The 26732-nt window shown below is 55.1% G+C and carries 24 protein-coding genes, 1 tRNA gene and 2 pseudogenes; 8 read left to right on the top strand and 19 right to left on the bottom strand.

The window, feature by feature from the left end:
- The coding region (locus ITX55_RS22535) for an ABC-type transport auxiliary lipoprotein family protein (RefSeq protein ID WP_223085392.1) at positions 1–157 on the top strand (157 nt) is incomplete at its 5' end.
- Between the two features lie 323 nt (positions 158–480).
- On the opposite strand, the gene ITX55_RS22530 is transcribed toward ITX55_RS22535, so the two are convergent.
- The 5 genes from ITX55_RS22530 to ITX55_RS22510 all read right to left on the bottom strand — a co-directional run bounded on the left by ITX55_RS22530 (position 481) and on the right by ITX55_RS22510 (position 7304).
- Positions 481–1122 carry a MarC family NAAT transporter gene (locus ITX55_RS22530; protein ID WP_048322281.1) on the bottom strand — a complete coding sequence of 214 codons (642 nt, stop codon included), beginning with the start codon at positions 1120–1122 and terminating at the stop codon, positions 481–483.
- Between the two features lie 51 nt (positions 1123–1173).
- Positions 1174–4227: an efflux RND transporter permease subunit gene (locus tag ITX55_RS22525; protein ID WP_033645086.1), complete on the bottom strand. Its 3054-nt coding sequence runs from the start codon at positions 4225–4227 to the stop codon at positions 1174–1176.
- Positions 4227–5348: an efflux RND transporter periplasmic adaptor subunit gene (locus ITX55_RS22520; protein ID WP_033645088.1), complete on the bottom strand. Its 1122-nt coding sequence runs from the start codon at positions 5346–5348 to the stop codon at positions 4227–4229. Before ITX55_RS22520 ends, ITX55_RS22525 begins: the two co-directional genes overlap by 1 nt.
- A gap of 79 nt (positions 5349–5427) precedes the next feature.
- Complete coding sequence (locus ITX55_RS22515; protein ID WP_033645089.1) at positions 5428–6612, bottom strand: cell wall metabolism sensor histidine kinase WalK; 1185 nt, start codon at positions 6610–6612, stop codon at positions 5428–5430.
- Positions 6609–7304: a response regulator transcription factor gene (locus tag ITX55_RS22510; RefSeq protein ID WP_033645090.1), complete on the bottom strand. Its 696-nt coding sequence runs from the start codon at positions 7302–7304 to the stop codon at positions 6609–6611. Before ITX55_RS22510 ends, ITX55_RS22515 begins: the two co-directional genes overlap by 4 nt.
- A 310-nt stretch (positions 7305–7614) precedes the next feature.
- Here ITX55_RS22510 and ITX55_RS22505 point away from each other — a divergent pair, with 310 nt between their 5' ends.
- Positions 7615–8022, top strand: coding sequence for a helix-turn-helix domain-containing protein (locus tag ITX55_RS22505; RefSeq protein ID WP_121976876.1), 408 nt, complete (start codon positions 7615–7617; stop codon positions 8020–8022).
- Positions 8023–8764: 742 nt separating this feature from the next.
- Here ITX55_RS22505 and ITX55_RS22500 read toward each other — a convergent pair.
- The 6 genes and pseudogenes from ITX55_RS22500 to ITX55_RS22475 form a co-directional block, all read right to left on the bottom strand.
- Positions 8765–11098 carry a primase-helicase zinc-binding domain-containing protein gene (locus tag ITX55_RS22500; RefSeq protein ID WP_103687386.1) on the bottom strand — a complete coding sequence of 778 codons (2334 nt, stop codon included), beginning with the start codon at positions 11096–11098 and terminating at the stop codon, positions 8765–8767.
- Positions 11099–11109: 11 nt separating this feature from the next.
- Complete coding sequence (locus ITX55_RS22495; protein ID WP_223085391.1) at positions 11110–11445, bottom strand: DUF5375 family protein; 336 nt, start codon at positions 11443–11445, stop codon at positions 11110–11112.
- Positions 11442–11705 carry a hypothetical protein gene (locus ITX55_RS22490; RefSeq protein WP_223085390.1) on the bottom strand — a complete coding sequence of 88 codons (264 nt, stop codon included), beginning with the start codon at positions 11703–11705 and terminating at the stop codon, positions 11442–11444. The genes ITX55_RS22495 and ITX55_RS22490 overlap by 4 nt, the downstream gene beginning before the upstream one ends.
- A 23-nt stretch (positions 11706–11728) precedes the next feature.
- Positions 11729–12247: pseudogene (locus ITX55_RS22485) on the bottom strand (host cell division inhibitor Icd-like protein); the annotation flags it as partial.
- Between the two features lie 5 nt (positions 12248–12252).
- Entirely contained in the window at positions 12253–12495 is a 243-nt protein-coding gene (locus ITX55_RS22480; protein ID WP_255612429.1) for a hypothetical protein, read from the bottom strand.
- Entirely contained in the window at positions 12495–12758 is a 264-nt protein-coding gene (locus ITX55_RS22475; RefSeq protein ID WP_048326858.1) for an AlpA family transcriptional regulator, read from the bottom strand. The genes ITX55_RS22480 and ITX55_RS22475 overlap by 1 nt, the downstream gene beginning before the upstream one ends.
- 530 nt (positions 12759–13288) lie before the next feature.
- Between ITX55_RS22475 and ITX55_RS22470 the strand changes: the two genes are divergently transcribed.
- Both ITX55_RS22470 and ITX55_RS22465 read left to right on the top strand, forming a co-directional pair.
- Positions 13289–14014, top strand: a complete 726-nt coding sequence (locus tag ITX55_RS22470; protein ID WP_223085387.1) for an NAD-dependent aldehyde dehydrogenase — start codon at positions 13289–13291, stop codon at positions 14012–14014.
- Positions 14011–14265: an ogr/Delta-like zinc finger family protein gene (locus ITX55_RS22465; protein WP_048326857.1), complete on the top strand. Its 255-nt coding sequence runs from the start codon at positions 14011–14013 to the stop codon at positions 14263–14265. The genes ITX55_RS22470 and ITX55_RS22465 overlap by 4 nt, the downstream gene beginning before the upstream one ends.
- Positions 14266–14869: 604 nt before the next feature.
- Here the strand turns inward: ITX55_RS22465 and ITX55_RS22460 are convergent.
- The 5 genes from ITX55_RS22460 to ITX55_RS22440 all read right to left on the bottom strand — a co-directional run bounded on the left by ITX55_RS22460 (position 14870) and on the right by ITX55_RS22440 (position 20516).
- Positions 14870–16372 carry a hypothetical protein gene (locus tag ITX55_RS22460; protein WP_223085386.1) on the bottom strand — a complete coding sequence of 501 codons (1503 nt, stop codon included), beginning with the start codon at positions 16370–16372 and terminating at the stop codon, positions 14870–14872.
- Positions 16373–17542 carry an integrase arm-type DNA-binding domain-containing protein gene (locus ITX55_RS22455; protein ID WP_223085385.1) on the bottom strand — a complete coding sequence of 390 codons (1170 nt, stop codon included), beginning with the start codon at positions 17540–17542 and terminating at the stop codon, positions 16373–16375. It lies immediately after the preceding gene.
- A 162-nt stretch (positions 17543–17704) separates the two neighbouring features.
- Positions 17705–17799 (bottom strand) — tRNA-Sec (locus ITX55_RS22450).
- Between the two features lie 98 nt (positions 17800–17897).
- Complete coding sequence (locus ITX55_RS22445) at positions 17898–19241, bottom strand: esterase-like activity of phytase family protein (protein WP_042783417.1); 1344 nt, start codon at positions 19239–19241, stop codon at positions 17898–17900.
- A 75-nt stretch (positions 19242–19316) separates the two neighbouring features.
- Complete coding sequence (locus ITX55_RS22440; protein WP_187048499.1) at positions 19317–20516, bottom strand: cyanate transporter; 1200 nt, start codon at positions 20514–20516, stop codon at positions 19317–19319.
- 126 nt (positions 20517–20642) lie between these two features.
- On the opposite strand from ITX55_RS22440, the gene ITX55_RS22435 reads away from it, so the two are divergent.
- Positions 20643–21497 (top strand): LysR family transcriptional regulator, encoded by an 855-nt coding sequence (locus ITX55_RS22435; protein ID WP_187048498.1) that lies wholly within the window; start codon positions 20643–20645, stop codon positions 21495–21497.
- A gap of 6 nt (positions 21498–21503) precedes the next feature.
- On the opposite strand, the gene ITX55_RS24160 is transcribed toward ITX55_RS22435, so the two are convergent.
- Positions 21504–21785 (bottom strand): hypothetical protein, encoded by a 282-nt coding sequence (locus ITX55_RS24160; protein WP_232091465.1) that lies wholly within the window; start codon positions 21783–21785, stop codon positions 21504–21506.
- A gap of 108 nt (positions 21786–21893) precedes the next feature.
- Positions 21894–22514 carry a nucleotidyltransferase domain-containing protein gene (locus ITX55_RS22425; protein ID WP_187048497.1) on the bottom strand — a complete coding sequence of 207 codons (621 nt, stop codon included), beginning with the start codon at positions 22512–22514 and terminating at the stop codon, positions 21894–21896.
- Between the two features lie 208 nt (positions 22515–22722).
- Between ITX55_RS22425 and ITX55_RS22420 the strand changes: the two genes are divergently transcribed.
- From ITX55_RS22420 to ITX55_RS22410, 3 genes and pseudogenes are all read left to right on the top strand, one after another.
- The gene (locus ITX55_RS22420; protein WP_187048496.1) at positions 22723–24111 is read left to right on the top strand and encodes an amidohydrolase family protein; all 1389 of its coding nucleotides are present in this window, start codon (positions 22723–22725) and stop codon (positions 24109–24111) included.
- A gap of 100 nt (positions 24112–24211) precedes the next feature.
- Positions 24212–24762, top strand: a pseudogene (locus tag ITX55_RS22415) (isochorismatase family protein).
- A gap of 2 nt (positions 24763–24764) precedes the next feature.
- Positions 24765–25688 carry a GlxA family transcriptional regulator gene (locus tag ITX55_RS22410; protein ID WP_187048495.1) on the top strand — a complete coding sequence of 308 codons (924 nt, stop codon included), beginning with the start codon at positions 24765–24767 and terminating at the stop codon, positions 25686–25688.
- Here ITX55_RS22410 and ITX55_RS22405 read toward each other — a convergent pair.
- Positions 25683–26675, bottom strand: a complete 993-nt coding sequence (locus ITX55_RS22405) for an acyltransferase (RefSeq protein ID WP_187048494.1) — start codon at positions 26673–26675, stop codon at positions 25683–25685. The genes ITX55_RS22410 and ITX55_RS22405 overlap by 6 nt on opposite strands.
- Positions 26676–26732: the final 57 nt, after the last annotated feature.

The raw sequence follows: 26732 nt of genomic DNA, 5'->3' as shown, positions 1-26732 counted from the left end.
CGGCGAGTGGGTGCTGAACCGCCAGGGGCGTTTGATCAAAAGGCCTTTCAACCTGGAGCTGAAACAGGGTGAAGACGGCTATGATGCCCTGGTGCGCACGCTGGCGCAGGGGTGGCAGCAGGAAGCCCAGGCTATCGCCAAAGTGCTGTCCCCCTGAAATGGCAATCAACAGCCATAATGCACCGATGGCGGCTTATGGTGATGGGATCAGATTCGGGATTAGGCCTGTCGACGACGTACCAGAATAAAAAGAAAAAGTAAAAAAAGCTCCCACCTTACTTGGGAGCTTTTTATAAAAAAACAACAATATGACGACAGCCATTGCCGCCGGCGCTCACAGCGTTGTCCATGCAAAAAAAGTTTTTATGGCAGCCAAGAGCATCAAAGCATTATCAGAACTGATATAGATATAAGGTTTTAGATATTATCCTCGTCTGATATACGCAACCTCATGCATATCAGACACTGAAGCGTTCACGTTTATTGCATTGTAACGAGTTCAACGACGCCATTTATAACAAACTGAACCCCCATACAGACCAGCAGGAATCCCATCACTCGGGAAATAGCATCGATTCCCGATGTTCCTACAAGCTTCATAACACCCAGTGACGCCCGCAGAGACACCCATAAAATCAGAGAAATGGCTATCGCAATCAGGGGGGGCGCTGTATAGGCGACCCACAAATCCAGATGCGATGTTTCAGCGCTGAATGTCGACGCGGCACTGATCAACATAGCAATGGTACCCGGGCCTGCCGTACTGGGCATTGCCAAGGGGATAAATGCTATATTTTTGGTTTTTCCCTTCTCGCCACTTTGAGGCTTATTCACATCCTGCGGAAACAGCATGTTAAACCCAATAAAGGCAACGATCATTCCACCGGCAATTCGTAATCCCGGAATGGATATGCCAAAGGTATTAATAACAGCCTTACCGGCATACCATGCAACCATCATAATCACAAAGACATAGAAAGCCGCCATAGCTGACTGCTTCTTTTTTTCTTGTTCAGACATGTCGCCTGACAGCCCAAGAAAAAGGGCTACAGTAGTCAATGGGTTTACCAGCGGCAGTAATAAAACCAACCCTAGCCCAATAAGTTTAAATAACTCAAACATCTTTCCACCTCCTTTTAAAGAGTCCCCCGGAGTTGTCTCCGGGGGTAAGTTCTATCGAGACTTCTCCCATTGAAGAACGGCGCTGATAGCAGCCGGCAATACCGTCAGGGTAAATAGGGTGGCAACGAATAGCCCACCAATAATGGCATAGGCCATAGGCCCCCAAAATACCTGATGCGCGATAGGTATCATCCCTAATATTGCTGCACAAGCCGTCAAGAGTATCGGTCTGGAACGATGCAGTGACGCCTCGACGATCGCCTCAGTATTATCTGCGCCTTGTGCTCTGTTTATTTCCACTTCTTCAATAAGGATCACGGCATTGCGGATAATCATCCCCGCCAACGCAATCACGCCAAGAATCGCGACAAACCCCATCGGTGTTCCGGTGGGTAACATGGCAGCGACAACGCCAATCAAACCGAAGGGGGCAATCAACAGCGCCAGCATCATGCGTGAGAAACTACGCAACTGCACCATCAGCAAGATCAGCATCACCAATAAGGTCACAGGTAGAACGGCGAATACTGAACGGTTGCCTTTCATGGCTTCAATGACGCTTCCCCCCTCGGTAATGTGATATCCCGGTGGCAGACTTTTGCGTAATTCATCGACAACAGGCGCCAAACTCTTGGATACGCCGGACGCATTCAGCCCTGGCGCAATATCCGTTTGCACCGTAATGAAAGGCTCTCGTTGCCGCCGCCACTGAATAGGTTCGGCCAACGTATAGCCTATCGTTGCGATCTGCTTTAATGGCACAACGCGCCCATCGGCCGTCGTTAATTGCAAATCCGCGACGGTTTCAATGTCTCTCCGCGTATTTTCCGAAGCCCGCAGCACCACGTTAACCTGACGATTTCTGTCTCTGATCGTCGTTACAGCGGACCCCGAATACATTTCAGCAAGAGCGCTTGCGACATCCTGAGAGCTTAATCCCAAGGCCCTCGCTTCCGTCTGATTAAGCGTTATATAGAGTTCTCGTTGCGGTTCTCCCGCAGTAAGGTTGACCTCTCTTGTCTGCGGGTTGTCACCCAATTTACCCGCCAACTCCATGGATATCTCACGGATTTTGGTCAGATCCGGGCCGGAAACGCGATATTTCAACGGCCAACCTACCGGGGGCCCCAGCTCCAACGGCGAAGCACGCGTAACAAGATGGCCGAAATCTTTTTGCAGAATTTTTTCAAGCCTGGACTTCACCGCGTCACGCTCTTCAAGTCCCTTGGTGACCACGACCAATTGAGCGATATTTTCGTTATCAAGCAACAGGTCCATCGGCAAATAAAACCGCACGGCCCCCGATCCAACGTATGTCGTAAAATGATCAATATCGGGATCCTTCTTGAGGATTTCCTCCAAGCGAATGGCTTCCCTCGCCGTATCTTCCTGCACGGCATTTCTCGGCAGAGTCAGACTGACGAGTAACTCCGGCCTGTCAGAAGCGGGAAAGAACTCCTCTTCCATGTGCGAGGATCCGATAAAAGCAATGGCCAGCAACAGAACCGCCACTATGCCGGTCATCCCTCGGCGCTTAAGGATATATCGCAATGTACTTTCGTACTTTTGCATGACTTTACCTTTACCGTGGGTGTGTTCCTTCATCACCTTAGGTAAAAGCCACACGCCTATCAGCGGTGAAAAAAGTACGGCAACAATCCAGGAGTTGATAAGTGAAATCAGCACCACCATGAACAGAGAATAACAGTACTCCCCCGCGCTCGACGTGGCGAAACCGACCGGGATAAAACCGGCGATCATGACCAATGTGCCGGTCAGCATCGGGAAAGCCGTCGTCGTCCAGGCTTTTGTCGCCGCCTTTTTGACAGGGTCTCCTTTCTCCAGGCGCGACATCATGATCTCTACAGTGATCATGGCATCATCGACCAGCAACCCCAGCGCAATAATTAATGCGCCGAGTGAGATGCGCTGTATGCCTATACCAGCAATTTCCATGCCGATAAACGTCATGGCCAACACCAGCGGAATGGATGCTGCAACCACTAACCCGGCACGAGTGCCTAATGACAAGAAAGACACCGCCAGAACAATGACGACCGCCTCAAGGAGCACTTTCATAAAGCTCCCCACCGCGTCATGCACCACCGTCGACTGATCGGCCACTTTCAGCACGTTGATACCCGCAGGCAAGCGGCTGGAGATATCATCCATCTTTTCGTTAAGCGCTTTGCCGAAATCCAGCATATTGCCTGTCGGGGCCATGGAGATGGCCAGGCCAATCGCCGACTCCCCGTTAACTCTGAAGGCCGGCGTCGGCGGATCGACCGCCTCGCGAGAGATAGTCGCAATATCCGTCAGAGGAACGAATTTATCCTGAATATGCAGTGTCAGCTGTTTGAGGCTTTCTTCCGATGCGAAAGCGCCGCTGACTCTCAACATGACTTTATCTTTGTCGGTTCTGATTTCTCCCGCCGGAGTCACGGCGTTTTGCGCGCTGATGGCGTTCTTGATTTGGTCGAGCGTCAGCCCCATGCCCGCAATTTTCTGCGGTGAGAATGATAAGATGACCTGCTCTTCTTTAACGCCCAGCAGGTTCACTTTCCCGACGTCTGGCAGCGTTAAGACGTCCGTGCGAACTTTATCAACCAGATCGCGCAGTTCGCGCTCGCTGAATCCTTCACGCGTAAAGCCATAGATGGTGCCGTAGGTATCATCAAATTCATCGTTGACGGCAGGTGAACTGACGCCGGCAGGAAGCTGAGGGGAAACGTCCTTTATTTTTTTCCTGACCGTATACCACAGTTCTTTCACTTTCTCCGGCGGCGTATTATCACGCAGATAGATAAAAATAACCGACTCGCCGGGCCGGCTGTAACTCTCCAAATAATCAAGATAAGGAACTTCCTGAAGTTTCTTCTCCAACGGATCGGTCACGAAATTGACGGTATCCTCCACAGAAGCCCCAGGCCAACTCGCGGAAACCACCGCCGTTTTAATGGTAAACGCCGGGTCTTCATTACGCGGCAAGTTGTAATAGCTCATCACCCCGGCAATGGTGAGAACCAACATAAAAAAGGCAACCAGTTGCTGATTGGCAAGCGCCCAGGCAGACAGGTTAAACTTCTCGGGTTCAGAGGCATTCATCAGAATTTATCCTCCAAACTCACTTTCTCCCCAGGCCGTAACTTACTCACGCCGGCGATCACCACCTTGTCACCAGGTTTTAGGCCATCAGCAATAAACACGTCCTCGGAGCTATAGCGAATAACGTTAACTTTGCGCAATGCCAAGGTTAATGTATCCGGTTGAACGATTAAAACAGCAGGATCCGCGCCATCACGGGTCATCGCAGACGCCGGCAGAACAAACGCAGCCTGCCCCGGGATCACGATACTTCCCTGCACCGTCGCACCCAAAGCCATTTTCTCTGGAGGGTTCGGCAGCGAGACTCTGACTCGCCAGGTCCGCGTCTGCTTATCCGCCTGTGGATTCACATCTCGGATCACGCCCTCAGTCACGACGGAAGGATCGGAAAGCAGCGCAATCTTGACTTTATTATCGGAAAGATTGCTGTACAAAATTGCTTCTGGAACGTCAAATACGGCATCTACTCCCTGATTGAGTGAGAGCGTAACGACCCCCTGCCCTGCGCTGACAGTTTGTCCAGGATTCAGCTTAACCGAAGTCACTACGCCATCTGCAGGCGCAACCAGACGGGTGTAACCCAACTGCTCCTGAGCGATTTTCAAATTCGATTGAGCAGAGACGCGTTTTGCCGCTGCGACTTCAAGATTGACCCTCGCTTCATCAACCTGAGCCTGCGCGATAGCACCGGTTTTGATCAATGATTGCAGCCTCCTGAAATTGAGCGCAGCCAAGCGCTCTGAAGAAACGGCACCGGCCAGTTCAGCCTGCGCACTGCGCACCTGATTCTCGTTATTTCTGGGCTCCAAAGTCGCGATCGTTTGCCCCGCCTTTAATTTGTCCCCCACATCGACCGGCCGGCTGAGGATCCGGCCGTCAATGCGAAACGAGAGCTGAGATTCCTCATGGGGGCGAATTTCTCCGGTATGCTTTATCAAAACTCCGCCAACCGGATTATCGACGACAAGCGTTCGTACGGAACGTGTAGGCACCTCCTGTGTCTTTGCTTTATCATCACATCCCGCCAAAAAAACGAACAGGGGAATAATAAACAGTTTCCAATATTGAAATAGAAACACACTCTTGACCGTACTTATTAACCTGAACAAACCTACTGACATAAGACATTCTCCTGATAGTCTGTCGAAGAATTAAACCTTTTTTATGTGTAGATTTAGTCCATGTTTTTTCAAGGAATCATCAAGACTCTATTTTCATTGGAAGAATTAGTTGAAATAGCATCCCACCGTCAGGATGATTCTGAGCACTGAGACTGCCGTCGTGTTCGCGGCTTATCGCCATGGCGATAGAAAGACCTAGCCCACTTCCCCCCAGATTTCTCGACCGCGAGCTCTCCTCCCGGGAAAAACGTTCGAACATCAAGGGCAAAAAGGCTTCACTGACACCCGGCCCATAATCGCGAAAACCGACGATAGCCTCATTATTAAAATGATTAACGGTGATTGTCAGTTTCTTGCCGGAATGCGCGTAGCGCATTGCATTTTTTATGAGAATCGTAACAACTTGCCCAATTCGGAACGGATCGGCGTAGACGAATACAGGAGCAGGACATTCAAATTCAATCGTGAAGTTTCCCTGAGAAGCTTCAGCCTTTAACCATTGCAAACGCTCCTGAATCAAATCGCACAGATTCACATGGTATTTTTCTAATGATAATGCCCCGGCTTGCGACAATGACAACGTTTGAAGATCATCAATAAGGCGATTTAGGCTATTCAAGGGCTGCATAACCAGATCTAACTGATTCTTGTCCGGCTCAAAAACCCCATCCATAATGCCCTGAAGGCGTGCAATTGAAGCCGTTAACGGCGAGCGTAATTCATGCGCCATAGCGATATGAGAAGCACGCAACTCCCCTTCATAATAAGTCAGTTTTTTGGTCATCTCATTGAAATCGTGTGTTAGAGTAAGAAGTTCTTCCGGCGCTTTCTCTTCTAATTTTGCTTGCACAGAGAAATCCCCCTCGGCGACTTTTCTCGCGGCAGTGACCAAATAGGAAAATTGCTTCGCCAATGGCCGAGACATATAGAGCCCCAGTAAGACCATGAGAGGTATAGCGACAACCACCAAAATAGCCAGCATAATCCAATCCCCCGACGTGATCGACGGATTAGCAAAGTCAATGCCATACCAATAGTGAAAAAGGCTATAAAACCTGTACAAATCTTCATTGGGATTATTAAGCAAGTGCAGGAATTCCTTTCGGACATCCGCCGGCATTTCATGATATAAAACCCAGGTGCTATAAATGGCATAGCGCAACCACATACAGAGTGCAATAATAACAATCACCCCGACAGATTGAGAAATTACCCTCACGCAAATCCACTTCCAAAGCGAAACTCTTTTGCTTTTCTTATTCATTTATTCCAATACCTGTAGCCCATCGCTCTAACGGTAAGCAGTACATCATCTACCCCTACCGAGTTGAGCTTTTTGCGCAAATTATAAATATGCGTATCGACAACCCGCTCAAATGCATCACTTTCCGGCAAACACATATTTAACAATGTTTGGCGGGAAAACGCTCTTTTAGGCGCACGCATTAGCACAGATAACAGTAAGAACTCAGTCGGTGTGAGATCAACTGCAATTTTAATGTTTTCGGCGGGGCAAACGTGAACCAACATCGCCTCTTCATCAAGTTGTACCGGGCCACAAATAATAAGCTCGGATTTTATATTTAATGCAGTCGCTCTTCTCAGCACGGCATGAACCCGAGCAACGACCTCGCCCGGGTTGTAAGGTTTCACGATGTAATCATCAACGCCGTGCCTCAACGAGGAGATCTTATCCTGAATCTCGCCGATTGCCGTCACCATGATGACAGGCACATCACTCTTTCTACGCACACGTGCCAATATTTCATTGCCATTTATTCCCGGCAGCATGACGTCTAATAAAACCAAATCAGGTTGCCAGGAAAAAACCATCTCAAGCCCTTTAACACCATCCCCTACCTTAGCAACGGCAAAGCACTCTCTTTTTAGATAAGCTTCTAGGACTTCTGCAGCATGCATATCGTCCTCGATGATTAAAATTCTTTTTTCTTCCATATATTAACCTGCTATTCAGTCACGCTAACCAAGTAAAAACAATATAATAAAGTTTAGCACTTTTTTATTTAAAGAATAAACAAAAAACGACGATAGTACATATCGGGCGATTAAAAATAAAGTCAGCATGACTTCATTCAAAATCAGCTCGACAAAAAAGCGAGGCAATAACATTTAAATTCAAATAGTTACCTACGGAGTAGCATTAACCTGAAAATAAAAAAACAGAAATTGATAACATCTTGACAAAGTTAAGCAATAATCGAGATTTCAATAACGCCAACAGGTGAAGATATCGGGAGTCGATGCAATGGAAATGAGCAAAATTGAACAGTCTAGAATATTTATTAATAGCGTTATCAATCTGTTGGAAATGCATCTCAAACAACCGGTAAACATCATCAACCTGATTGATAAAACTGGATATTCTAGATGGTATGTTCAACGTAAGTTCTGCGCTTTGGCCGGTATATCGATGAAGTCTTACATCAGATCAAGGAAAATGACAGAGGCGGCGAAAATGATTTTATCTACAGACAGGAAGATCATAGATATTGCACTTGAATATGGTTATCTGGAACAGCAGGCTTTCTGTCGCATCTTTAAAAACCACTATGGCGTTTCCCCTACGATGTTTCGCAAAATGAATAAGCCACGTGAGGACGTTTGGATATCGGCTAAAACAGTGCTTGTAAAATTTACAAACAATGGGAAATAAGATTGAGGGCGTAACGAAGTTACAACATGTTGTCAGCGATGAAGACAAACAGGATGTGATTAATCAGCGCATGTTTGTGATGAGAAATTCAATGGCCTATTGTTATTTTAGCTAATTCATTAGCCAAAACCGCTCAGTAAGACAACACCCTTTATTTTTCAACGAATAAATTCCCCATAATTATACAATCAACGACGTTCTTCTATCGTTCGCCATACGGCGTATGATAGGGGCTATACCCTGGTTTTATATCAAACGCGCATCGATGGCTCGGCACAACGTATATCCATCATTGACGCATACGTGCATAAAATCCCCAGCGAAAAGAAATTCATACGCACTCATATTCGCTTAGCTCCAATTTTAGCTTCAGCTCTCTTAATTACATTATGATTTTACTGGGTTTGAGAAGGGATAGAAGCATTGTTCACCTTATACACCTTTTAGTTCTCTCCTTTTCTTTCAATGCATTGATAGGTGTGCTGTTCCCATTTCAGTACGCACCACTATCCACCTACTGAGTGAACAGTCTGAATCGCAGGCACAAAAAAACCGGCCTGAGCCGGTTTGGGGAACGCTTGTCGTTATGATATTGGCCGTTCAGCGGCAGATAGGATGCCCTGGTGTTGCTGCATATATTCGGGTCACTGCCACTATAGGTGGCGCTGCGATTGAGCGTCCAATGGGTTCGGCAGATCAATAATGGCCTATTGATCGGCCCGGCCGATCGACCCGCTCATCGTCACACCGCCCCGCACTTAGGCAACCAGTCCGCTTCGCACTCTTCACTCAATATCAGATTGGTTTGTATTCCCTGCTTAGTGCGGCGTTTCAGCAGCGTATGCTCATACTCTTTCAGCGTCTGCGGCACCGCCTGGCCGAACGCCGTCAGGTTCATCACGTGCTGATACCCCCGTGCGACCATAAACGACAGGTAGGCGTGGTAGAGGTAGCGGCGAGGATTCGGCGGGGTGATGTTGGCGTTGCCGATCATCATCCCTTCCGGGGTGCCCAGCACCGTCAGATAGCCACAAAAATCGACCAGCGGATCGGCATGCCGTTTAATTTCCAGAGCTTCCTCCGAACTCTGCTGTGCCTGGAGCAGTGCGCGAGCATCATTCGGGTTGGCAAAGCGCTGCATCAGGTGACGCACAATCACGGCCAGCTCTTCGGTGATCTTCGCCAGCAACTGCGGATCACGCTCTTCGGGGGCGATAGCCTCCGGGAACGGCAGAATAACGCGGCGGCGCGAGATGCCACCGCTGCGGTCACTGAACTGCATCGGGTTGTTGTTGACCGCCAGTATCACCGCCGGGATGTAGGCGGCGTAGGCGTCGCGGTATTTCGGGTCGATGGCGACCGCATCGCCGCCGGTGATGGCCTTGATGCCCGCGCCGTCACCGCTCCACTTCTCCTGGTCGGGCAGGAGTATCAGCGAGAAGCCGACCACCGAAGCCCGTTCGCGCGCCGACTCCAGGTTGTCGATGGTGGCGGAGGTGGTGTTATCGGCTCCGGCCAGCAGCCGGGCGATGGCGGCCATCACGCTCTTGCCGCTGCCGCCGGGGCCGGTCACTTCGAGGAACAGTTGCCAGTCGTAGCGGTTGGCCAGCACCATAAAGAGTGCCGCGAGAATACGCTCCTGCTTGTCGTGCTTGCCCCCGGCGGCCCGCGTCAGCCACCGCCAGAAGTGCGGCGCATGGTCGGCCAGGTTCTCCCCGGCGCGCGGCGGCGTGTAGTCCACGCTGTTGACGGTGCGCAGCCAGTGTTCTTGCCGGTGGGCGCTGAACTGGCCGCTCACGGTATCAAAGACGCCGTTACGAAAACCAATCAACCGGCGAACCGGGTCGCCCATCTGCGGCACCATCAGTTTGAGGGTGTCCAAAATGCTGTTGATACCGGCGGCGGAGAACGGCGCACGTACCTTCTGGAACAGCGCGGCAATCTCCCGGCTCAGTTGCCGGTGCGGCAGCACCTGCCAGGCGCCGCGCGCGTAGCGGCACAGCTCCTCTCCCACCGGCGGCACCGCCAGGGTGTTGCCGTAATGCTCGGCCAGCAGCTCGGCCTTCTCGCTGGCGCTCATGGCTTTTAAATCGGCATCGCTCAGCGTGTCGAACGGGCTGGGCTGCGACGGCTGGCTGAACGCCCGGAGCTGCGCGCGCGTGGCCTCAGCGCGCTGCTGACAGTAGACGTCGTTCCAGTCGCCTTCCGTGGGTGGCAGTGCCGGAGTGCCGCCGGTGCGCGTGGCCGCCTCGGCGGCGCGGGTCTGCCCGGTGCCGCTGCGGTCATTATCGGCCGCCAGCAGCAACCGTGCATCCGGGTAGTGGCTGCGCAGCCGCTGCGCCACGGCCGTCAGGTTATTGGCGCTCAGCGCCACGCACACCGTTTCGCCGGTCAGGCGATGCACGGTGAGGCCGGTGGCGTAGCCTTCGGTGAGCCAGATAACCGCGTTGTCCGGGCCGCCCAGGGTGTGACAAGCGGCTTTCACCTGCCCGCCCGCCAGCATGCGTTTATCACCGTGGGCGTTAATCAGCTGCACGTTGACCACCTCGCCCCCGGCATTGTGCAGCGGCAGCAGCAGGTCGCCGGGCTGGTAGGTGATACCGCCAACGCGCAGCGGCTGGCCGTGCAAGGTCAGGGTTTCTGCCTCCGGCCAGCCTTTGGCGCTCAGGTAGGCGTTGCCGGTCTGGGACTGCGCGGCAGCCACCAGAGCCAGTGCCTGCCTGGCAGCCTTGCGCTGAGCCTCGGCCTTGTCTTGTGGTGAATGACCGGCCTCAGCGGCCAGTGGCAAAGTGCTGGCATTATCCCCCATCACGGCAGCCACCTGTTCGGCGGCAGCCCTGGCAGACAGTGACAGGGCTTTTTCCACCAGGTTGAGGCCGTCACCGGCCCCGCACTGATTGCAGAACCAGGTGCCGCGCCCGTCCTGGTTGTCGAAGCGGAAGCGGTCTTTACCGCCACAGGTCGGGCACGGCTGCGGCTTGCCGTTCGGCTGCAAGGCGATGCCGAGCGCCGGGAGTATCACCGGCCAGTGGCCGGTGGCGGTGCGTACGGTCTGGGAAACGAACTGGGCGCTCATCCTTTCTCTCCTCAGTGTACGGTGGCATTCTGCGATGCCGACAGGCGCTCACAGCACAGCTCGTCCATCATCTTTTGCCCCAGCGTGGTCAGGCGCGGCGCAGCTACCAGAACGTCCGGCTGCACCATGTCACTCAGCAGGGTGCACGCCATATCCATGCCGTCCTCCGCACCGTACTGACGCACAAAGTGCCCCTCCAAACGCAACGCAATCGTCATCTGCAGCTCGTCCAGCGTGTACCCGAGGCTCACCCGGTAAAAGGCGCAGGTGTCCAGATAGGCTTGCGCCACGGCGCGGCGGAAAACGGCGGTACGGACTTCAATCGGTAAACAGGATGCAGTGTTCATGCGGCGGAGGCCTCCATGCGGGCAAGAATTTGGGTTTCACAGGTGTTGACGACGTGGCCGAGCTGGTCGGTCAGCAAGGCAATGACCGAAGCAAACGATGCCTGTTGCACGGCATCGGGGCGCTGCCCGCTGAGGTCAAGGGTGTCCAGCAGGTCGAGGAACAGCACGCCGGTGGCGTGCGCATGCTGGAGACGCAGAAAATCGGCGTGCGGGATAGGGTAATGGGTGTCGCGGTAGTAGCGGTCGGCCAGGGTGTCCATGCCACCGCCTTAACCGGCAGACGACCGGCAAAGGACAACACGTAATCACGGGCCAGCAGGCGGCGGGCGTTGCGTTCGGTATCTGCCACGGTGCGTACAATACGCGGTGAAGCCGTCAGCGCAGAACGGCGCACGGCCGCAAACAAAAAGCAGAATGTCGGGTGAGTCGGGGTGAGGGTCGTAGCCATGGTGGCAGCCTCCTTAGAGTAAAGGTTATTGCTACCACCGAAGTTTCCACGCTTATGGGTGGTAGCCCAGACGGGGGTGGAAATACCGGCCTCTAAGAATACCGGCCTGACCGAAGTCAGCCCCGCCTGAGCCACCATTGATTGACTGCTGCGATAGCATAACATCCACCGCGCAAAAAATGAGCGAGCAAAGGCTGCGACATAAAAAAACACGCCTGGCGCGTGTTGTGTCGCCTTAGAGTTACTCGGGTTTCCACGCCCGGCTGCCGATTTTGCGACAGCGGGAGGACTATAGCGCAGGGCCGGACGTGGGGGCAAGCCGTAAGACGCCCCCGGACGTTCAATCGATCGCATAGTGATCAACAGTCGGTAAGCGGGTCGTTGCGGGTATCGGCAGCCGCGCAGGTCAGCGGCACCGGCCCGGCACGGAACAGGCGCGGCTCAGCCTGGCGACTCGCCAGACGAATAACGCCGTGTTTTTCGCTGCGGTGATCCGGCAAGACGACGCCAGGCTCTTTACGCTGCAACAGGATAGCTTCCGCCACAAACAGCGCGTCGTTGTCACTCAGGGTAAAACTATGTCGACCGAGGGTTAACTGCATCACGAAGCGTTCCCCTGATGGCGATTGGCGATGCGTTCGTCCATCCACTGCTCGACCTCGGAGGCCAGCCAGGCGACGTTTTTACCGCCGAGGGAGACCTGAACCGGAAACTGCTTACGGCTCATCATCTCGTACACAGTGGAGCGGGACAGGCCAGTGGTGTAGAGCACTTCCGGCAGGCGGATAAAGCGTTCGCGCGGGGTGTAACTGCCAGGAATAACCGGCGACGGGGTGGATGGGGTGGGGGTGGAAACGGTCAACATAAAACGCTACCTCTTTGTGTCCGGCCAACGCTGGCCGGGACTGTGTGAACTTCGGTAGCGCCCTATTATGTGAATATTTACCGGGGTGGCAACAAGGCGTTGTTGTGTGGCCCATTAAGAAATGGTCATAAAAACAACAAATTATAATAGCTCAGCAATCCTCACCACTCCTCACCCTTCCTCAACATTACCCCATAGTTTTCAACAATGAATTCATTACTAATAAATAGGTATAAACAGACTAACCACGGCTAGCCAGGGAAAAGATCGTTTTGGACCGGGTGAATAGTGCTGAACACCGGGTGAAGAGTTTATAGAAAACTATTCACCCTCTTATTTACTGATTTATATATATTTTTTATTTGAGTGAACAGTAGTGAATAGTTTTAGGTAAAACTAAAAATGGCTTGATGGTTTTCTCATCAGTGCTCAAGGCTGTTGTCCTGGGGACACTCCAACCGGGATGAATGGCGATGTTGTATGGCGGTCAGCAGAATAGCTTCACATTAACTGACACCGGGGACACGACCATGAGCACCACCACCTTACCGAAATACATCACCGATAAACTGCAAGCCCTGCGTGACGCTCGTGCCGCCCACGATAAAAACTATCAGGCATTGACCGACGTCGTAACCGGCATAGCTCGCTGCCACCAACAGAAGAAAGACACCGAAGTGCAGAGCCAGGAGGCAGAAAGCCAGTGGCGCACCCTGTTTCGCAAACTGCGCGGAGAAATGACGCCGGAACTGCAAGCGCAACACCACAGCCGGATTTCCAAGCGGGAGCTGGCGAAAGAGTTCGACGGCCTGATTGAGGAGATGGAGCTGGACAAAATGCAGCTTCACCTCAACTGCGGCGGCACAGCCCCGAAGGTGGTGAGCGCGCACAAAGACGCCCTCACGACCTTTGCAGCTCACGCGATGCATCAGGCGGTGGATGCGCTGAGCAAGGCGCTTATCAGCCCTGACGTTATCAAGGCGTGTGCACTGGCTTCACGGGCTTACGGCGTCTATGCGGACAATCCGATGAAAATGATTGAGCAACAGGTACTGGGCACGCTACAAGGCCGTATTCGCGCTACCATGGCTACACAGAATATCGACCACCCGGTGCTTGATGAGATTGGCCTGACGATACCGCAAGAAACCGGCGCATTGCCGGAACTGCAAAGCAGTCCTGCCAAGCGCATGCGGGCTATCTCAGAACTGAAGGAAAAACGTCAACGCTTGCAGCAGAAGGGGGCCAAATCATGATGCGCTGCCCGCTGTGCACTCATGCGTCCTATACTCGCACCAGTCGCTATATCACGGAGCGGACGAAAGAGGCGTATTACCAATGTCAGAGCCTGACCTGTTCTTGCACATTCAAGACGGTGGAAAGCGTCGATAAAATCCTGTGCCAGCCGATACAGGCGCAACCGGTCGATGAGAACGCCCTGCCACCGCCCGAGAAACGGACGTTGAACCGCTATCGCCGTTACAGCAGCACTCCTACCCTGCACTAATCACACTCCGCCCCGCCGCTCTCGACAGCATCGCGGGGCATTCCCTCTCCCACCTCGCCCAAAACAGCCTTTTTCCTGGCTAGCCAGCCTCAAATTGCGCGTGCATGCATAGGGTGCATGATTTTGCATGCAAGAAAATGCACTTTTCATCCCCTGCCGCACCAGTACTGGCGCGGCCTGCGGCCGTTCATGCAACTGCATGAAAAGCGACACATGAAGTGCGCAGGCGAGGCGGGGGAAGTATTGCGCGCGCAGAGGTTTGAGCGACTTTACGTTTAATGCGTCAGCGCGTCGCTAAACGTCTATTTATTGAGATTTAACTCAGCAGGGTGCTTGTACGATAGCCCCGCGAAAGGCTGCTGCATGCGTTTCTTTTTGATGCATGAATGGGGAGTGTGGCAAGGCTAAGTGGTTGCGCCGTGTGATGATTGTTAGCCAAAATCGCCTAGCCACTTTCAAAAAAATACCCATGCATAAAATGCAAGACACCACATGCAAGAAAATGCACCTCCCGCCCTACCACACCAGTAATTCAACTACATGGAAAACGGCACATCAAACTGGTGGACGAGGTAGAGATAGCATTGTACGCAGGCGAGATTATTCATTTTCGCGATCTCGTTTTCCGTCTTGCTAATCGTTGTGCTTTTTTTATTTTTTTCTTCCGGTTTTCAATTTCCAATTTTTTAGAAGGTATCTTTTCCGGATAATCTCCAGGAAGCACAGGAAATTGATAATCTCTCCCTTCAAATATTTTCACATTATCTGGGGATAATATTTTAAACTCATCTCTGTCTCTTTCCGCTCGCTTGTAATCAGCATCAGACCAATCAGTAGTATCTATATAAACCATATCCTCACCACCACCTCCCCCTTGTGGCTCAGTGACTATTCCGACTATATACTTCATATCTGGATAAAGTAACTTTGCTGAAGTACAGTATATATAAAGCAATTCCTGCCTGTATTTCCTATAGTCATCGTAAGACGATGCAAGTTTAGGAATCGGCTCAACCAGCCAAACATATCCAATAGTTCTATTAGTTGGCGATATTAATACTCTAACAGCTCGCCTATCTTTAGGGGTCATGGTAACTTTTTGAAGCACACTTTCTGAAATTATTCTTCGGGACACCCGCCTTTCAGATGCCATAATCCTTAGACCAAGCGTAATATCATCTATTGAATGTTTTTCATCATATATAAGTGACCCGGAGATAACATGATGCGAAAAGTTCTCAATACAAGAATCCCAGAAGTAAGAAACTCTATTTAACTCCTTCCCTCTTCTATACTGAGGTAGACTAACAAGTGATTTATATGCCCCCTCCATAATTGTTGCTGAAACACCTTCCTCTATATAAAATCCTGGGTCCTTATTGTCTTTACTACTGAAATAGTACCATGCAAGTAGATCTTCCTCCCCTGCCGCTGTTAACAACCCCCCAGAGTTTATGAATTGCTCTTTTTTATCTAGGTAGTCTATTAGGTCAGAAATTGTGTCTAGTTCCGAGAGGATTACATCAAGAGCTACATCATCAAAAACATGAACAAATGGTTTTCCAGCAACTGGCATCCCAACCATAAATGGATTCTTTAGATGCTCATTGCCCGATATACTAGGGCATATAATTAGACTTCCAGAACCACCCGAGTATTCCACAAACCTTTTAGATGCATTTTTTGCCACCGCAACTCTATGTATTTTTAAATTTTCCCCCTCGGGTATTTTCATAGGAAAAGGAACATGGCACTTAGCATCTAAAAAAATTCTTTCAGGTCTTTCTTTCAGCGATGACTCAGCACCATATAACTGTACTGCAGATTTTATGACGGCTTTCTTTACCCACCGACCCCAATCAACATTAATATCACCAGTATCCTTAAAAGAAATATCTTTATCTGAGAATATAATTACATGATTACCAAAAACAACTAGAAGGTCACAAAGTTCTTTGCCATCACCTAACTCGCTCTTCTTCCCTTCATCTGTATAAACATTAGGATAGCTCCATAAACTTAGAAAAGTTTTTTCACATAAATGTGCCAAATACTTTTCAGAGTCGTTTGAACCCTTACCTTTATTAATAAACTTAGTACTATTCATTTAGAAACCCTGTATATTTTCAGCATACCATTGCAACATAGACCTTCTATTTTCTAAATACTGAGCATGGTTGTATGTTCCCCGAATACCATTCTTGTCAACATGCGCAAGTTGCATCTCAATCCATGCAGAATCAAACCCTTGCTCATGTAGGATAGTAGACATCGTATGCCTGAAACCGTGACCGGTGGCTCGACCCTTATATCCCAGCAGCTCTATTACCTGATTCACACTTTCCTTACTTATAGGCTTTCTGCGGTTGTTTCGTCCAATGAAAATGTAAGGATAGTGGCCGGTGATCGGTTGTAGCTGTTTAAGCAATTCAACCGCCTGAGTAGAGAGTGGCACAATGTGCGGGCGGCGCATTTTCATACGTTCGGCAGGGATCTCCCAGATTGCACGCTCAAAATCGATCTCTTCCCACGTGGCAAAGCGCATTTCTTGCGTGCGCACGCCGGTCAGCATAACGATCTTCGCGGCATTCTTAGTGATGATGCTACCGGTATACCCTTCCAAATCCTTCACGAAGTAAGGCAGTTCCTCGGCTGAAAGGAACGGATGGTGCTTTTGTTTGGGAACGGCTAGCGCGCTGGCGAGATCTGGGGCTGGGTTATACTCCGCCCTACCGGTGATAATGGCGTAACGGAAGACCTCCCCACAACGCTGGCGAACCTTACGGGTCTTCTCCAATGCCCCACGCTTCTCAATCCGCCGCAGCACTTCCAGCAGCTCCAAAGGCTTAATCTCGGTAATGGGGCGTTGACCAATATACGGAAACACATCCTGCTCAAAGGTACGCATGATTTCTTCCCTATAGGCAAGAGTCCACCGGTCAGCTTTGTTCGTGTGCCACTCGCGGCTAATGGCTTCAAACGAGTTCTCAACGGAAAGCTTCTGAACAAGCTTTTGCGCCTTTTTCTCAGCTACTGGGTCAATGCCATTCGCAACCTGCTTGCGAGCCTCACCGCGCTTTTCTCGCGCCTCAGCCAGCGTTACCAAGGGGTAGGTGCCAAAGGACATCAACTTGGCTTTTCCGGCATAGCGATAGCGAAAACGCCAACCTTTACTCCCGTCAGTGTTGATAAGGAGAGACAGGCCTTGGCCATCGTTGAGGGTGTAGGGCTTTTCCTGCGGCTTGGAACGTCGAATTTGTATGTCAGTTAGGAGCATGTGTATAAGTGGATTCTGTGTATAAAAAAATTATACGCACCATTATACACATTTTTCTCGGATTCAGGCGGTAACGCACGGACACCAGCGGACAATAAAATAACATAATCAATTGATTTAATGAATTTTAATGGACGTTACAGGAACTACCCGGACAAGCTTTGGCGGAAGATCACAGGAGTCGAACCTGCCCAGGACCGCTGGCGGCCCCAACCGGATTTGAAGTCCGGCCGCCCCACCGGGGACGAGGATCTTCCTTGGAGAAGATAAGAAGCAAGGCGCTGATTATAGCGCAGTTTGTTCGCTGCGCTAAGCGGGAAATGGCGGCCGCCGGCGATTCGGCGGCCGGGGAGCGCTACTTCAGGAAATCCTTCACGTCCAGCAGGATGAACTCGTTGTCATCCGCCATATTGGGCTGGCGGCTGGAGGAGAACGGGAAGTTGTTGTCGTTGCCGACGATGATGTGGTTGGCGTCCACCACGTCCACGTTCTCAATGGTGAAGAACGGGAAGGTCAGCACGCCGTCGTTCAGTGGCTTGCGCGCCAGCTTGTTCGGATCCTGAATGTTCATCAGGTCGATATAGCCCAGTTTTTCGACCGGTTTGCCGACGTTGGCGTCCGAGAAAGCGATTTTATACACTCGCTTGAACTTGGCCACCTGGCTGAAGCAGTTGTCGGTTGGCGCGCCGGCGGCGCAGGCTTTATCCGGCGTGCCTTCGCCGTTGTCGCGCTCGATCACCAGCCCGTGGGTGGCGTCGATCATGTTGAAGTCGCCGATGGCATTCTGGTTGTCTTCCAGTACGTACTGCCAGCTGCGGCCGGTCCAGGCCTGCTGTTTGACGTCGAACTCCAGCACCCGCAGGTAGCGTTTGCCGCCGACGTTCTCGAACTGTTCGCCATCCCACAGCGCCCCTTCCAGCAGCGGGTACAGCTTACTGCCGTCCGGTGAGGCGGCCATGCCTTCAAAGCCTTTGGAACGCGCCACCTGGAAGTTCTGTTTGCCGTCCGGCGCGCCCGGCAGGGTTAGCGTCGGGTTGTCCGGCGATTTCACCACCTTGCCGTCCACTTTGGTGTCGAACACCGCCAGCACCTTGCCGTTCAGGTCGGCCTTGATCAGGTAAGGCCCGAACTCTTCACCGATCCATAAGGCATCGTCGGCAAACTGGAAGCTTTCCGGATCGAAATCGCTGCCGGTCAGATAGCGCTGCTCGGTGCTCTCGTTGATGATGTGGAACGGCACCTTTTTATCCGGATCGTGCAGGAACACCGTCTTCAGCGGCGCGACCGTGCCGTCTTTGAAATCGATCTTGTAGTGGTTGAGGTACAGCATGGCGTCCGGGGAGTTGGCCTTGCTGCCGAAACCATTGTCGGTCAGCACCCAGTAGGTGCCGTCGGGCATGTGTTTGATGCCGGAGTGGCCCTGCAGCGGCTGGCCGTTGATCGGCAAGCCGATGCCGGTCAGGCGATCGGCGGATTTACCCGCCACGCTGCCCAACTCGGTGACGCGTTTCCCGCTGGTGTATTTGCCGCTCTGCTGCAGATCGCTCGGCGCGTCCTTCGGTGTGGAAACGGCGGATTTCACCGGCAGCAGCGCATGCCCCGCCAACGTCGCCGGCACCGGCTGCGCGTCGGCCCACAGGTTGGCGCTCAGCGCCATGCAGCCGACCAGCAGCGCCAGCCGGGTTTTGGTGTTGTGCATGTCATTGTCCCTTTTCGTTGTTATCGCCCAGAAGTAAAAGCAACGTCACTATAGGGAGCGGCAATGACAGAAATATTATTCGGCGAACGCCCGCCGGTAGCTGTGCGGATGGAAGCGCCAGGTAATGGCGATCAGCACCACCACCAGCAGCGCATGGATTTGCCAGTCCAGCACGAAGCCGCCGCTGTAGTCGCGCAGCAGGCCGGAAAGGTAAGGCGTGACGCCCGCCAGCAGGAAACCGACGCCCTGCATGAAGGCCACCAGTCGCCCGGCCGCCGCCGGCTGGTGCAAGTGATCGAGCGCCAGCACCAGACACAGCGGGAACGCGCCGCCCAGCCCCAGCCCGGAAAGCAACACCCACAGCCACGGCAGCGTCTGCGGTAGATAAATCAGGCCGATAAAGCCGATCAGTTGCATCATCAGCGCCAGCAACAGCAGCGGCCGCCGGTCATGATTGCGCGCCAGCGCCGGCAACAGCAGCGCGCCCACGACCTGGCCGAAGGTCATCAGCGCCAGCAGCGAACCGCTGGCCTGCGGCTGCCAGCCGAGCTGCATGTAATACGGCGGCAACCAGGCGATCAGGCTGGTATAACCGCCGTTGATCAGGCCGAAATAGGTGCCGAGCAGCCAGGCGCGCCGGTTGCGCAGCAGGCTTGGCCCGCGGTTTTCGCCCGCCGCGCCCAGGCGAGATAGCCCGCGGCTGACCGGCCACCAGGCCAGCAGCGCCACCAGGGCCGGCAACGCCCACCAGGCCAGTGCGCTGTGCCAGTCGTGCCCTACGCTCATCAGCCACGGCGTGATCGCCGCCCCCAACCCGCCACCGCCCATCAGCGCCGCCGACCACAACCCGGCCACCAGCGCCATGCTTTTGAGGAAGTGATGCTTGATGATGCCGGGCATCACCGCCTGGATCACCCCGATGCCGAGCCCGCCCAGCACCGCGCTCATCAGCAGTTGCACGCTGCCGGGGGCCAGTTCGCGCCAAAGCGCGCCCAGCCCAATCGCCAGCAGGCTCAACGCCACGGCGCTGCGTTCGCTGAACAGTCGGTTGATGGCGCCGCCCGCCAGCGCCATCAGGCCCATCATCAGCACCGGCAGCGTGGTCAACAGCGCCGCGCCGCCAAAACTCAGCCCGGTGGCCTGGCGCAACGTCGGCAGCAACGGGCCGATCGAGGTCAACAGCGGCCGCATGTTCAGGCCGATCAACACCAGCGCCAGCAACAGGGGGTTGAGCCAACGGTGTGGAGAAGGTGAATTAACAGAATGATTTAACAAGGTATATTCCTGGTACTGCGAAATGAAGAGTGCGGCGTCACAGCGCGATCGCCGCAGCGTTGCGTTACTGTAGGCAACGCCGCTAGTATTGGGAAATTAAATAATAAAATAGCCAACAGTGGGAAAATGAATCGCTACCCGATGTTCAATCCGCAGCTGCTGCTCAGCTTCGTCGCCGTGTGCGACAGCAACAGCTTCACCCGCGCCGCAGAGCGGGTGTTTTTGTCACAGTCCACCGTCAGCCAGCAGGTGCGCCGGCTGGAAGAGATGCTGGGCACGCCGCTGTTTGAGCGTTCCTCGCATCAGGTGCTGCTGACCGAAGAAGGCGTCAAGCTGTTGAGCTACGCGCGCCGCATTATCGCGCTGAATGAAGAAGCCCACGATGCGCTGACCGGCATCTGGCGCGACGGCGTGCTGCGGATCGGCATGCCGGAAGATTTCGCCGTGCCCACCACCGGGCTGCTGGCCGAATTCAGCCGCGAGCACCCGCACCTGCGGCTGGACGTCGCCAGCGGCCTGAGCGCCGATCTGCACAACGCCTACGCGCGTGAAGAGCTGGATCTGATCCTGGTGAAGCAGCGCCGCCGGCAACCGCCGCGCGCCGCGCGGCCGGAACCGCTGCTGTGGCTGGACAGCCTGGCCTTCCCGGCCATCGAGCAATCGCCGGTGCCGCTGGCGGTATTTCCACTGAACGGCCTGTACCGCGACGAGCTGTGCCAGGCGCTGGATACCCTCGGCAAACGCTGGCGCATCGGCTACAGCAGCGCCAGCCTGGCGGCGCTGACCGCCGCCTCCGCCGCCGGGCTGGGCGTCACCCTGCTGCCGGCCGGCTGCCGTCTGGCGACGCACCGGGTACTGGGCGCGGCCGAAGGATTGCCGCCGATAGACAGTTTCGAACTGGCGCTCTACTACCGCGACGGCGCCCCCGCCGCCACGCTGGCCCTGGCCCAGCGGCTGGCGGCGTTTTGCGGGTTGAAGTAAGGCAGCTTACGCCACTATCTGCGGATGTTCGCGCTGCAGCCAGTCGATAATCCGTACCCACAGCGCTTCTGTCTGCTCAAGGCAAGCCTGTACCGCCGCGTCCGTCACCAAGTCGCCGGAATAATCCGCCACGTTGCGCTGTTTTCGCAATGCATCCAGGCAGATCATTTCCTCTCGCGGCAGCCCTACGGTGAGCGGCAACGATTGGATCATGATCTGGTGATGGCCGGGTTTGCTGGTCAGCGTGCGGTATCCTTTGGCTTGTAAAGCGGCATTCGCCATTTGCATGACCGCCTTATATGCCGTGTCGAAACGGCTCTCATTGCGGAGCTGAGTGATACCCGCATCGCGTCGGTTGCGAGCGGCGGCGGCCAGCAATTTTTTAATCGCCCCGCGTCAGGCGTTATCACCTCCAGTCCCAGCCCGACCAGATTGTCCAGCGTCATCCTTGTCTCCCGCAATCCAAAGTTGGGGTTTCTGCATAATGTCCTGTATAAACGCGGAGTTCTCGGCCAAAGCCGCCCGCCAGGCTTCCGGCGAGTACAGTTTGGGGTTAATTTCCCGACCCAGCGTTTCCTGCAGCGGGTAAACCGCCTGAATCACCTCCGCAAAAGACAGTTTGCCGACGATCAGAACATCGATATCACTGGCCGCCGTCGCTTTGCCACTGGCGACAGAACCAAAAATAAAAGCGCGTTCAATAGCTTCGCCAAACGCTGCCAATGTCTGCCTTAAGCACTCCGCCGGCCCGCAAACCTTGCGGAAAATCGCCGCCAGCTCAGGGAAAATCAGGCAATCGGCGTTGGCCTGATAGCAAATTTGGTTGCCCTGCCGCTGCCTGAGCAAGATGCCGCTCTCCGCCAACCTGCTCAACTCTTTATGTAAAGTGCCGGCCTGAGTTGCGGTGCGCCGCGCAATTTCTCGCACATGAAACGCACGCCCGGCTTCAATAAACAGCAGGCTTAGCACTTTTCTACGGTATTCGCTGAACAGCAACTCGAGCATCGGATCGTGCATAACGCTGACCTCAATGTAGCTTTAATGGCTACAAATGTAGCCATTAAAGCTACGAAAGAGCAAGCCAGGAAAATCCTTGCCCCGGCGCACGCCGGTCATTACCAAATCGAATAGTCACCAGTGGCAAATGTCGCTGCCAACCGGCCGGTTCCTCTCCTAAATTGGGGGATGTTTTCACCCACCTCACCTCTGGATTAAGGAACCGAACGTGGAAAACCCTCAACAACCGGGCCGCAGAGCCTTCCTCAGCCAAACCGGCAAACTCACCACCGCTTGCGCAGTGATCGGCCTGACCGGCGGCATGGCGCAGGCCGCTTCGCCTGGCGGCGAGCCGTGTGCGCCAACGCCGATGACCCTGACCGATCGCCACTACTGCCTGAGCGAGGTGCGGCTGGAAGACGGCTTTGAATACGACGGCGAAACGGTGATCGGCACCCGCACCGCGCTGTACACCCTGGATATCAAAGACGGCAAGATCGCCGCCATTCACGCCGCCAACGCCGCATTGCCGGCCGGCGTGCCCCGCTATAAGGCGCAGGGCCGGCTGCTGCTGCCGGCATTTCGCGATATGCACATCCACCTGGATAAAACCTTCTACAGCGGCCCGTGGCAGGCGCCGCGCCCGCGCCAGGGCAAGACCATCATGGACATGATCGCACTGGAGCAGACACTGATCCCGACACTGCTGCCCACCTCGCAGCAACGGGCGGAAAACCTGATCGCCTTGCTGCAGTCCAAAGGCAGCACCGTGGCGCGCAGCCACTGCAATATCGATCCGGTCAGCGGCCTGAAAAGCCTGGAGCACCTGCAGCGCGCGCTGGAAAACCACCGGGCGGACTTCAGCTGTGAAATCGTCGCCTTCCCGCAGCACGGCCTGCTGCACTCCAGGGTCGATGCGCTGATGCGCGAAGCGATGCAGATGGGCGTGCAGTACGTCGGCGGGCTCGATCCGACCAACGTCGACGGCGCGATGGAGAAGTCGCTCGACGCCATGTTCCAGATCGCCCTCGATACCGGCAAAGGCGTGGATATCCACCTGCATGAAACCAGCCCGGCCGGGGTCGCCGCCATCAACTACATGATCGCCACCGTGGAGAAAAACCCGGCGCTGCGCGGCAAGGTCACCATCAGCCACGCTTTCGCCCTGACCACGTTGACGCCGGGCGAACTGGCGGAAACCGCCACCCGGCTGGCGGCGCAGCAGATCACCATCGCCTCCACGGTGCCGATCGGCGGCCTGATGATGCCGCTGCCGCAGCTCAGTGAGAAAGGGGTGTTCGTGATGACCGGCACCGACAGCGTGATCGACCACTGGTCGCCGTTCGGCACCGGCGACATCCTGGAGAAGGCCAATCTGTATGCCCAGCTGTACCGCGGTTCCGACGAGTATCACCTGTCGCGCGCCATGGCCATCTCCACCGGCGGCGTGCTGCCGCTGGACGATAAGGGGCAGCGCGCCTGGCCGAAAGCCGGCGATGCCGCCGAGTTCGTGCTGGTCAACGCCAGCTGTTCCGCCGAGGCGGTCGCCCGTCTGCCGGCGCGCAGCGCCACCTTCCATCAGGGGCGCCTGGTCGCCGGCCAGGTGAGCAAAGCCTAAGGTCGGTCCGTTGTTGTCATCATGATGGCCGTTTTTGGCCTTCTGCCAGAGTAAGGCGCGGCGCAAGATGGTCGCTACACACACTGGCGGAGGGCCGAAAATGTCACAGAGCGCGTTATTGATCATCGATGTCCAGCAATCATTCCAGCACCGTCCATTCTGGCAGGAGGACGATCTGCCGGCGTTTCAACAGGCGCTGACCCGCCTGATTGCGGGCTGCCGACAGCGCGGCGCGGCCCTGGTCGACGTGCTGCACGTTTCGCCGCAAGGGCCGTTCTCACTGGCTTCGGGCCATGTGCAGCGCCTGCCGTTCCTCACCCACCAGGCGGATATCACCGTACACAAGCATGTGCACAATGCGCTGACCGAATCCGGCCTCAACGCCTGGCTGCGCGAGCGGGACATCAACCACCTGATCGTCTCCGGCATCCGCACCGAGCAGTGCTGCGAAACCACCACCCGGGTGCGTCCGATCTCGGTTATCGGGTGACTTTCGTCACTGAGGCGACGTTAACCTTCCCGATGCGCCATCCCGGCGGCGAAGTCTTTACCCCCGCGCAGTTGAAGCGGCATACTGAAACCGTACTGGTCGATCGTTTCGCCCGCATCGCCAGCGTGGATGAGGCGCTGGCGCAACTCGCACAGGAGTAATCATGTCGCAGGCCGTCTATTTTCTGCTGTTGCCCAACGTGCTGTCGCTGGACGTCAGCGGCCCGGCGGAAACCCTGCGCCTCGCCGGGCAGTTCAGCCTGCGTTACCTCGGCCCGGCACCGCAGATCGTCTGCTCCATCGGCATGACGCTGAGCGGCCTGCAGCCGTTGCCCGAGCGCCTGGAAGACGGCGCCATCCTGGTGCTGCCGGGCGTCGGCGATTCGCAGCGCTATTTCGCCGGAGAGGAGGCCGAGCAGGCGCGCCGCTGGCTGGCGACGCTGCGGCCCGATCTGCAACGGCAGCGCATCACCCTGGTGTGCATCTGTTCCGGCGCGCTGCTGGCGGCGCAGGCCGGGCTGCTCGACGGCTATCAGTGCACCACCCACCACGACGTCATCGAACGTATCCGCCTCCAGGCGCCGGCGGCGCAGGTGAAAGAGAACCGCATCTTCGTCGAAGACCGCGGCGTCTACACCAGCGCGGGCATCACCACCGGTATCGATTTGGCGCTGCACCTGGTCCACCGCCACTGTGGCTCCGGCCGGGCGCGCGACGTCGCACGCGACATGGTGGTTTATTTCCGCCGCGCCGGCGACGATCCGCAGCTGTCGCCCTGGCTGCGCTACCGCAACCACCTGCACCCGGCGGTGCACCGCGCGCAGGACGTGATGGCCGCAGAGCCGGAGGCCGACTGGTCAGTGCCGCAGATAGCGGAGAAGGCGCACGTCAGCAGCCGCCACCTGGCGCGGCTGTTTCGCAACCACGTCGGCATCAGCGTGCGGGAATATCATGAGCAGCTGCGGCTGGCGGTGGCGCAACAGCGCCTGCAGCAAGGGTATGGCTTGGAGAAGGCCGCGCTGGCGGCTGGGTTTTCTTCCGGGCGGCAACTGCGCCGCGCCCAGCAGCGCCAGCGCTCGCCGCTATGACACCAGCCGGCGGGTATCCAGCCGCTGCAGGCCGACAGACAGCAGCAGGCTGCCCCCCAGCGCCACGCCGAACACCCAGAAGATATCCAACAGCGGGTGGCCGGTGAAATCCAGGTGCCGGCTGCGCATCACGTTGACGATAAGGGCGTGAAAACCGTAAATCGCCAGCGAATGACGGGAAAATACGCTCAGCCAGCCGATCGGCTGCGGCAGACAGTGTTTCACCCACACCAGCAGCGCCACCGCCGCCATAAACACCAGCGGGCCGCTGTAGATGTAATAGGTATCAGCGAAGTTGCCGTTGATGAACAGCTGATGTTTGGTGCCGCGCGCGATCAGCGCCACGCACAGCGCAAATCCCAACGCCGCCAACCAGCCCACGGCGCGCCCGCGCGCCTCCATCATGCCAATCGCCCGCCCGGCCAACGCATACAGCAGGTAGTAGAAGGTATCGCCGTAGATATACAGGTTAACCGGCAGCAGATGCGCGTTGCCGAAGGTCAGCTTATCGGTATTCGGGTTGGCGATCGCCGCCAACACCACCAGCGCGGCGGCCAGGTAGCGGCGCGATACCGGTTTGACGCTAATCAGCGGCGACAGCAGGTAAATCACCGCGATGGCGTAGAAAAACCACAGATGATAGAACACCGGCTTTTGCAGGATGCCGCGCAGCGACGGCCAGAAACCGATCTTGGTGAAAGCCGCGATATAGATCAGCGCAATGGCGCTGTAGAACAGAATACAGCAGAGGATGCGGGTGAAATGCCGCCGGCCGGCGCTCTTTTCGCCGAAGAACAAGTAGCCGGAAATCATGAAGAACAGCGGCACCGACACGCGCGACAGTGAGTTCAGCACGTTGGCGATGTCCCAGTTGTGCAACCCTATCGCCGCGCCGTTAGTGACGTAATAGGTGGTGGCGTGGATCATCACCACCATCATGCACGCCATCGCCCGCAGGTTGTCTATCCAGCCGATTTTCTCGCTCAAACGCTCGCCCGATCTTGTGTCATATTGATATGTTAAGAAGAGGTTATCGGGCACGGC

Origin of the sequence: Serratia sp. EWG9, from assembly GCF_019913725.1 — a bacterium.
Lineage (GTDB): Bacteria > Pseudomonadota > Gammaproteobacteria > Enterobacterales > Enterobacteriaceae > Serratia > Serratia ureilytica.
The sequence above is the reverse complement of the archived record's forward strand: the minus strand, read 5'-3'. Positions and strand labels throughout refer to the sequence as shown.

What these genes read in the sequence shown, in the direction of transcription:
- ITX55_RS22505 (WP_121976876.1), top strand. Translation starts at nt 7,615, where the DNA reads ATGGAAATGAGCAAAATTGAACAGTCTAGAATATTTATTAATAGCGTT.
- ITX55_RS22490 (WP_223085390.1), bottom strand. Translation starts at nt 11,705, where the DNA reads ATGGACACCCTGGCCGACCGCTACTACCGCGACACCCATTACCCTATC.
- ITX55_RS22465 (WP_048326857.1), top strand. Translation starts at nt 14,011, where the DNA reads ATGATGCGCTGCCCGCTGTGCACTCATGCGTCCTATACTCGCACCAGT.
- ITX55_RS22445 (WP_042783417.1), bottom strand. Translation starts at nt 19,241, where the DNA reads ATGCACAACACCAAAACCCGGCTGGCGCTGCTGGTCGGCTGCATGGCG.
- ITX55_RS22520 (WP_033645088.1), bottom strand. Translation starts at nt 5,348, where the DNA reads ATGTCAGTAGGTTTGTTCAGGTTAATAAGTACGGTCAAGAGTGTGTTT.
- ITX55_RS22425 (WP_187048497.1), bottom strand. Translation starts at nt 22,514, where the DNA reads ATGCACGATCCGATGCTCGAGTTGCTGTTCAGCGAATACCGTAGAAAA.
- ITX55_RS22525 (WP_033645086.1), bottom strand. Translation starts at nt 4,227, where the DNA reads ATGAATGCCTCTGAACCCGAGAAGTTTAACCTGTCTGCCTGGGCGCTT.
- ITX55_RS22515 (WP_033645089.1), bottom strand. Translation starts at nt 6,612, where the DNA reads ATGAATAAGAAAAGCAAAAGAGTTTCGCTTTGGAAGTGGATTTGCGTG.
- ITX55_RS22470 (WP_223085387.1), top strand. Translation starts at nt 13,289, where the DNA reads ATGAGCACCACCACCTTACCGAAATACATCACCGATAAACTGCAAGCC.
- ITX55_RS22460 (WP_223085386.1), bottom strand. Translation starts at nt 16,372, where the DNA reads ATGAATAGTACTAAGTTTATTAATAAAGGTAAGGGTTCAAACGACTCT.
- ITX55_RS22435 (WP_187048498.1), top strand. Translation starts at nt 20,643, where the DNA reads ATGAATCGCTACCCGATGTTCAATCCGCAGCTGCTGCTCAGCTTCGTC.
- ITX55_RS24160 (WP_232091465.1), bottom strand. Translation starts at nt 21,785, where the DNA reads ATGCAAATGGCGAATGCCGCTTTACAAGCCAAAGGATACCGCACGCTG.
- ITX55_RS22475 (WP_048326858.1), bottom strand. Translation starts at nt 12,758, where the DNA reads ATGTTGACCGTTTCCACCCCCACCCCATCCACCCCGTCGCCGGTTATT.
- ITX55_RS22500 (WP_103687386.1), bottom strand. Translation starts at nt 11,098, where the DNA reads ATGAGCGCCCAGTTCGTTTCCCAGACCGTACGCACCGCCACCGGCCAC.
- ITX55_RS22510 (WP_033645090.1), bottom strand. Translation starts at nt 7,304, where the DNA reads ATGGAAGAAAAAAGAATTTTAATCATCGAGGACGATATGCATGCTGCA.
- ITX55_RS22455 (WP_223085385.1), bottom strand. Translation starts at nt 17,542, where the DNA reads ATGCTCCTAACTGACATACAAATTCGACGTTCCAAGCCGCAGGAAAAG.
- ITX55_RS22480 (WP_255612429.1), bottom strand. Translation starts at nt 12,495, where the DNA reads ATGCAGTTAACCCTCGGTCGACATAGTTTTACCCTGAGTGACAACGAC.
- ITX55_RS22410 (WP_187048495.1), top strand. Translation starts at nt 24,765, where the DNA reads ATGTCGCAGGCCGTCTATTTTCTGCTGTTGCCCAACGTGCTGTCGCTG.
- ITX55_RS22530 (WP_048322281.1), bottom strand. Translation starts at nt 1,122, where the DNA reads ATGTTTGAGTTATTTAAACTTATTGGGCTAGGGTTGGTTTTATTACTG.
- ITX55_RS22495 (WP_223085391.1), bottom strand. Translation starts at nt 11,445, where the DNA reads ATGAACACTGCATCCTGTTTACCGATTGAAGTCCGTACCGCCGTTTTC.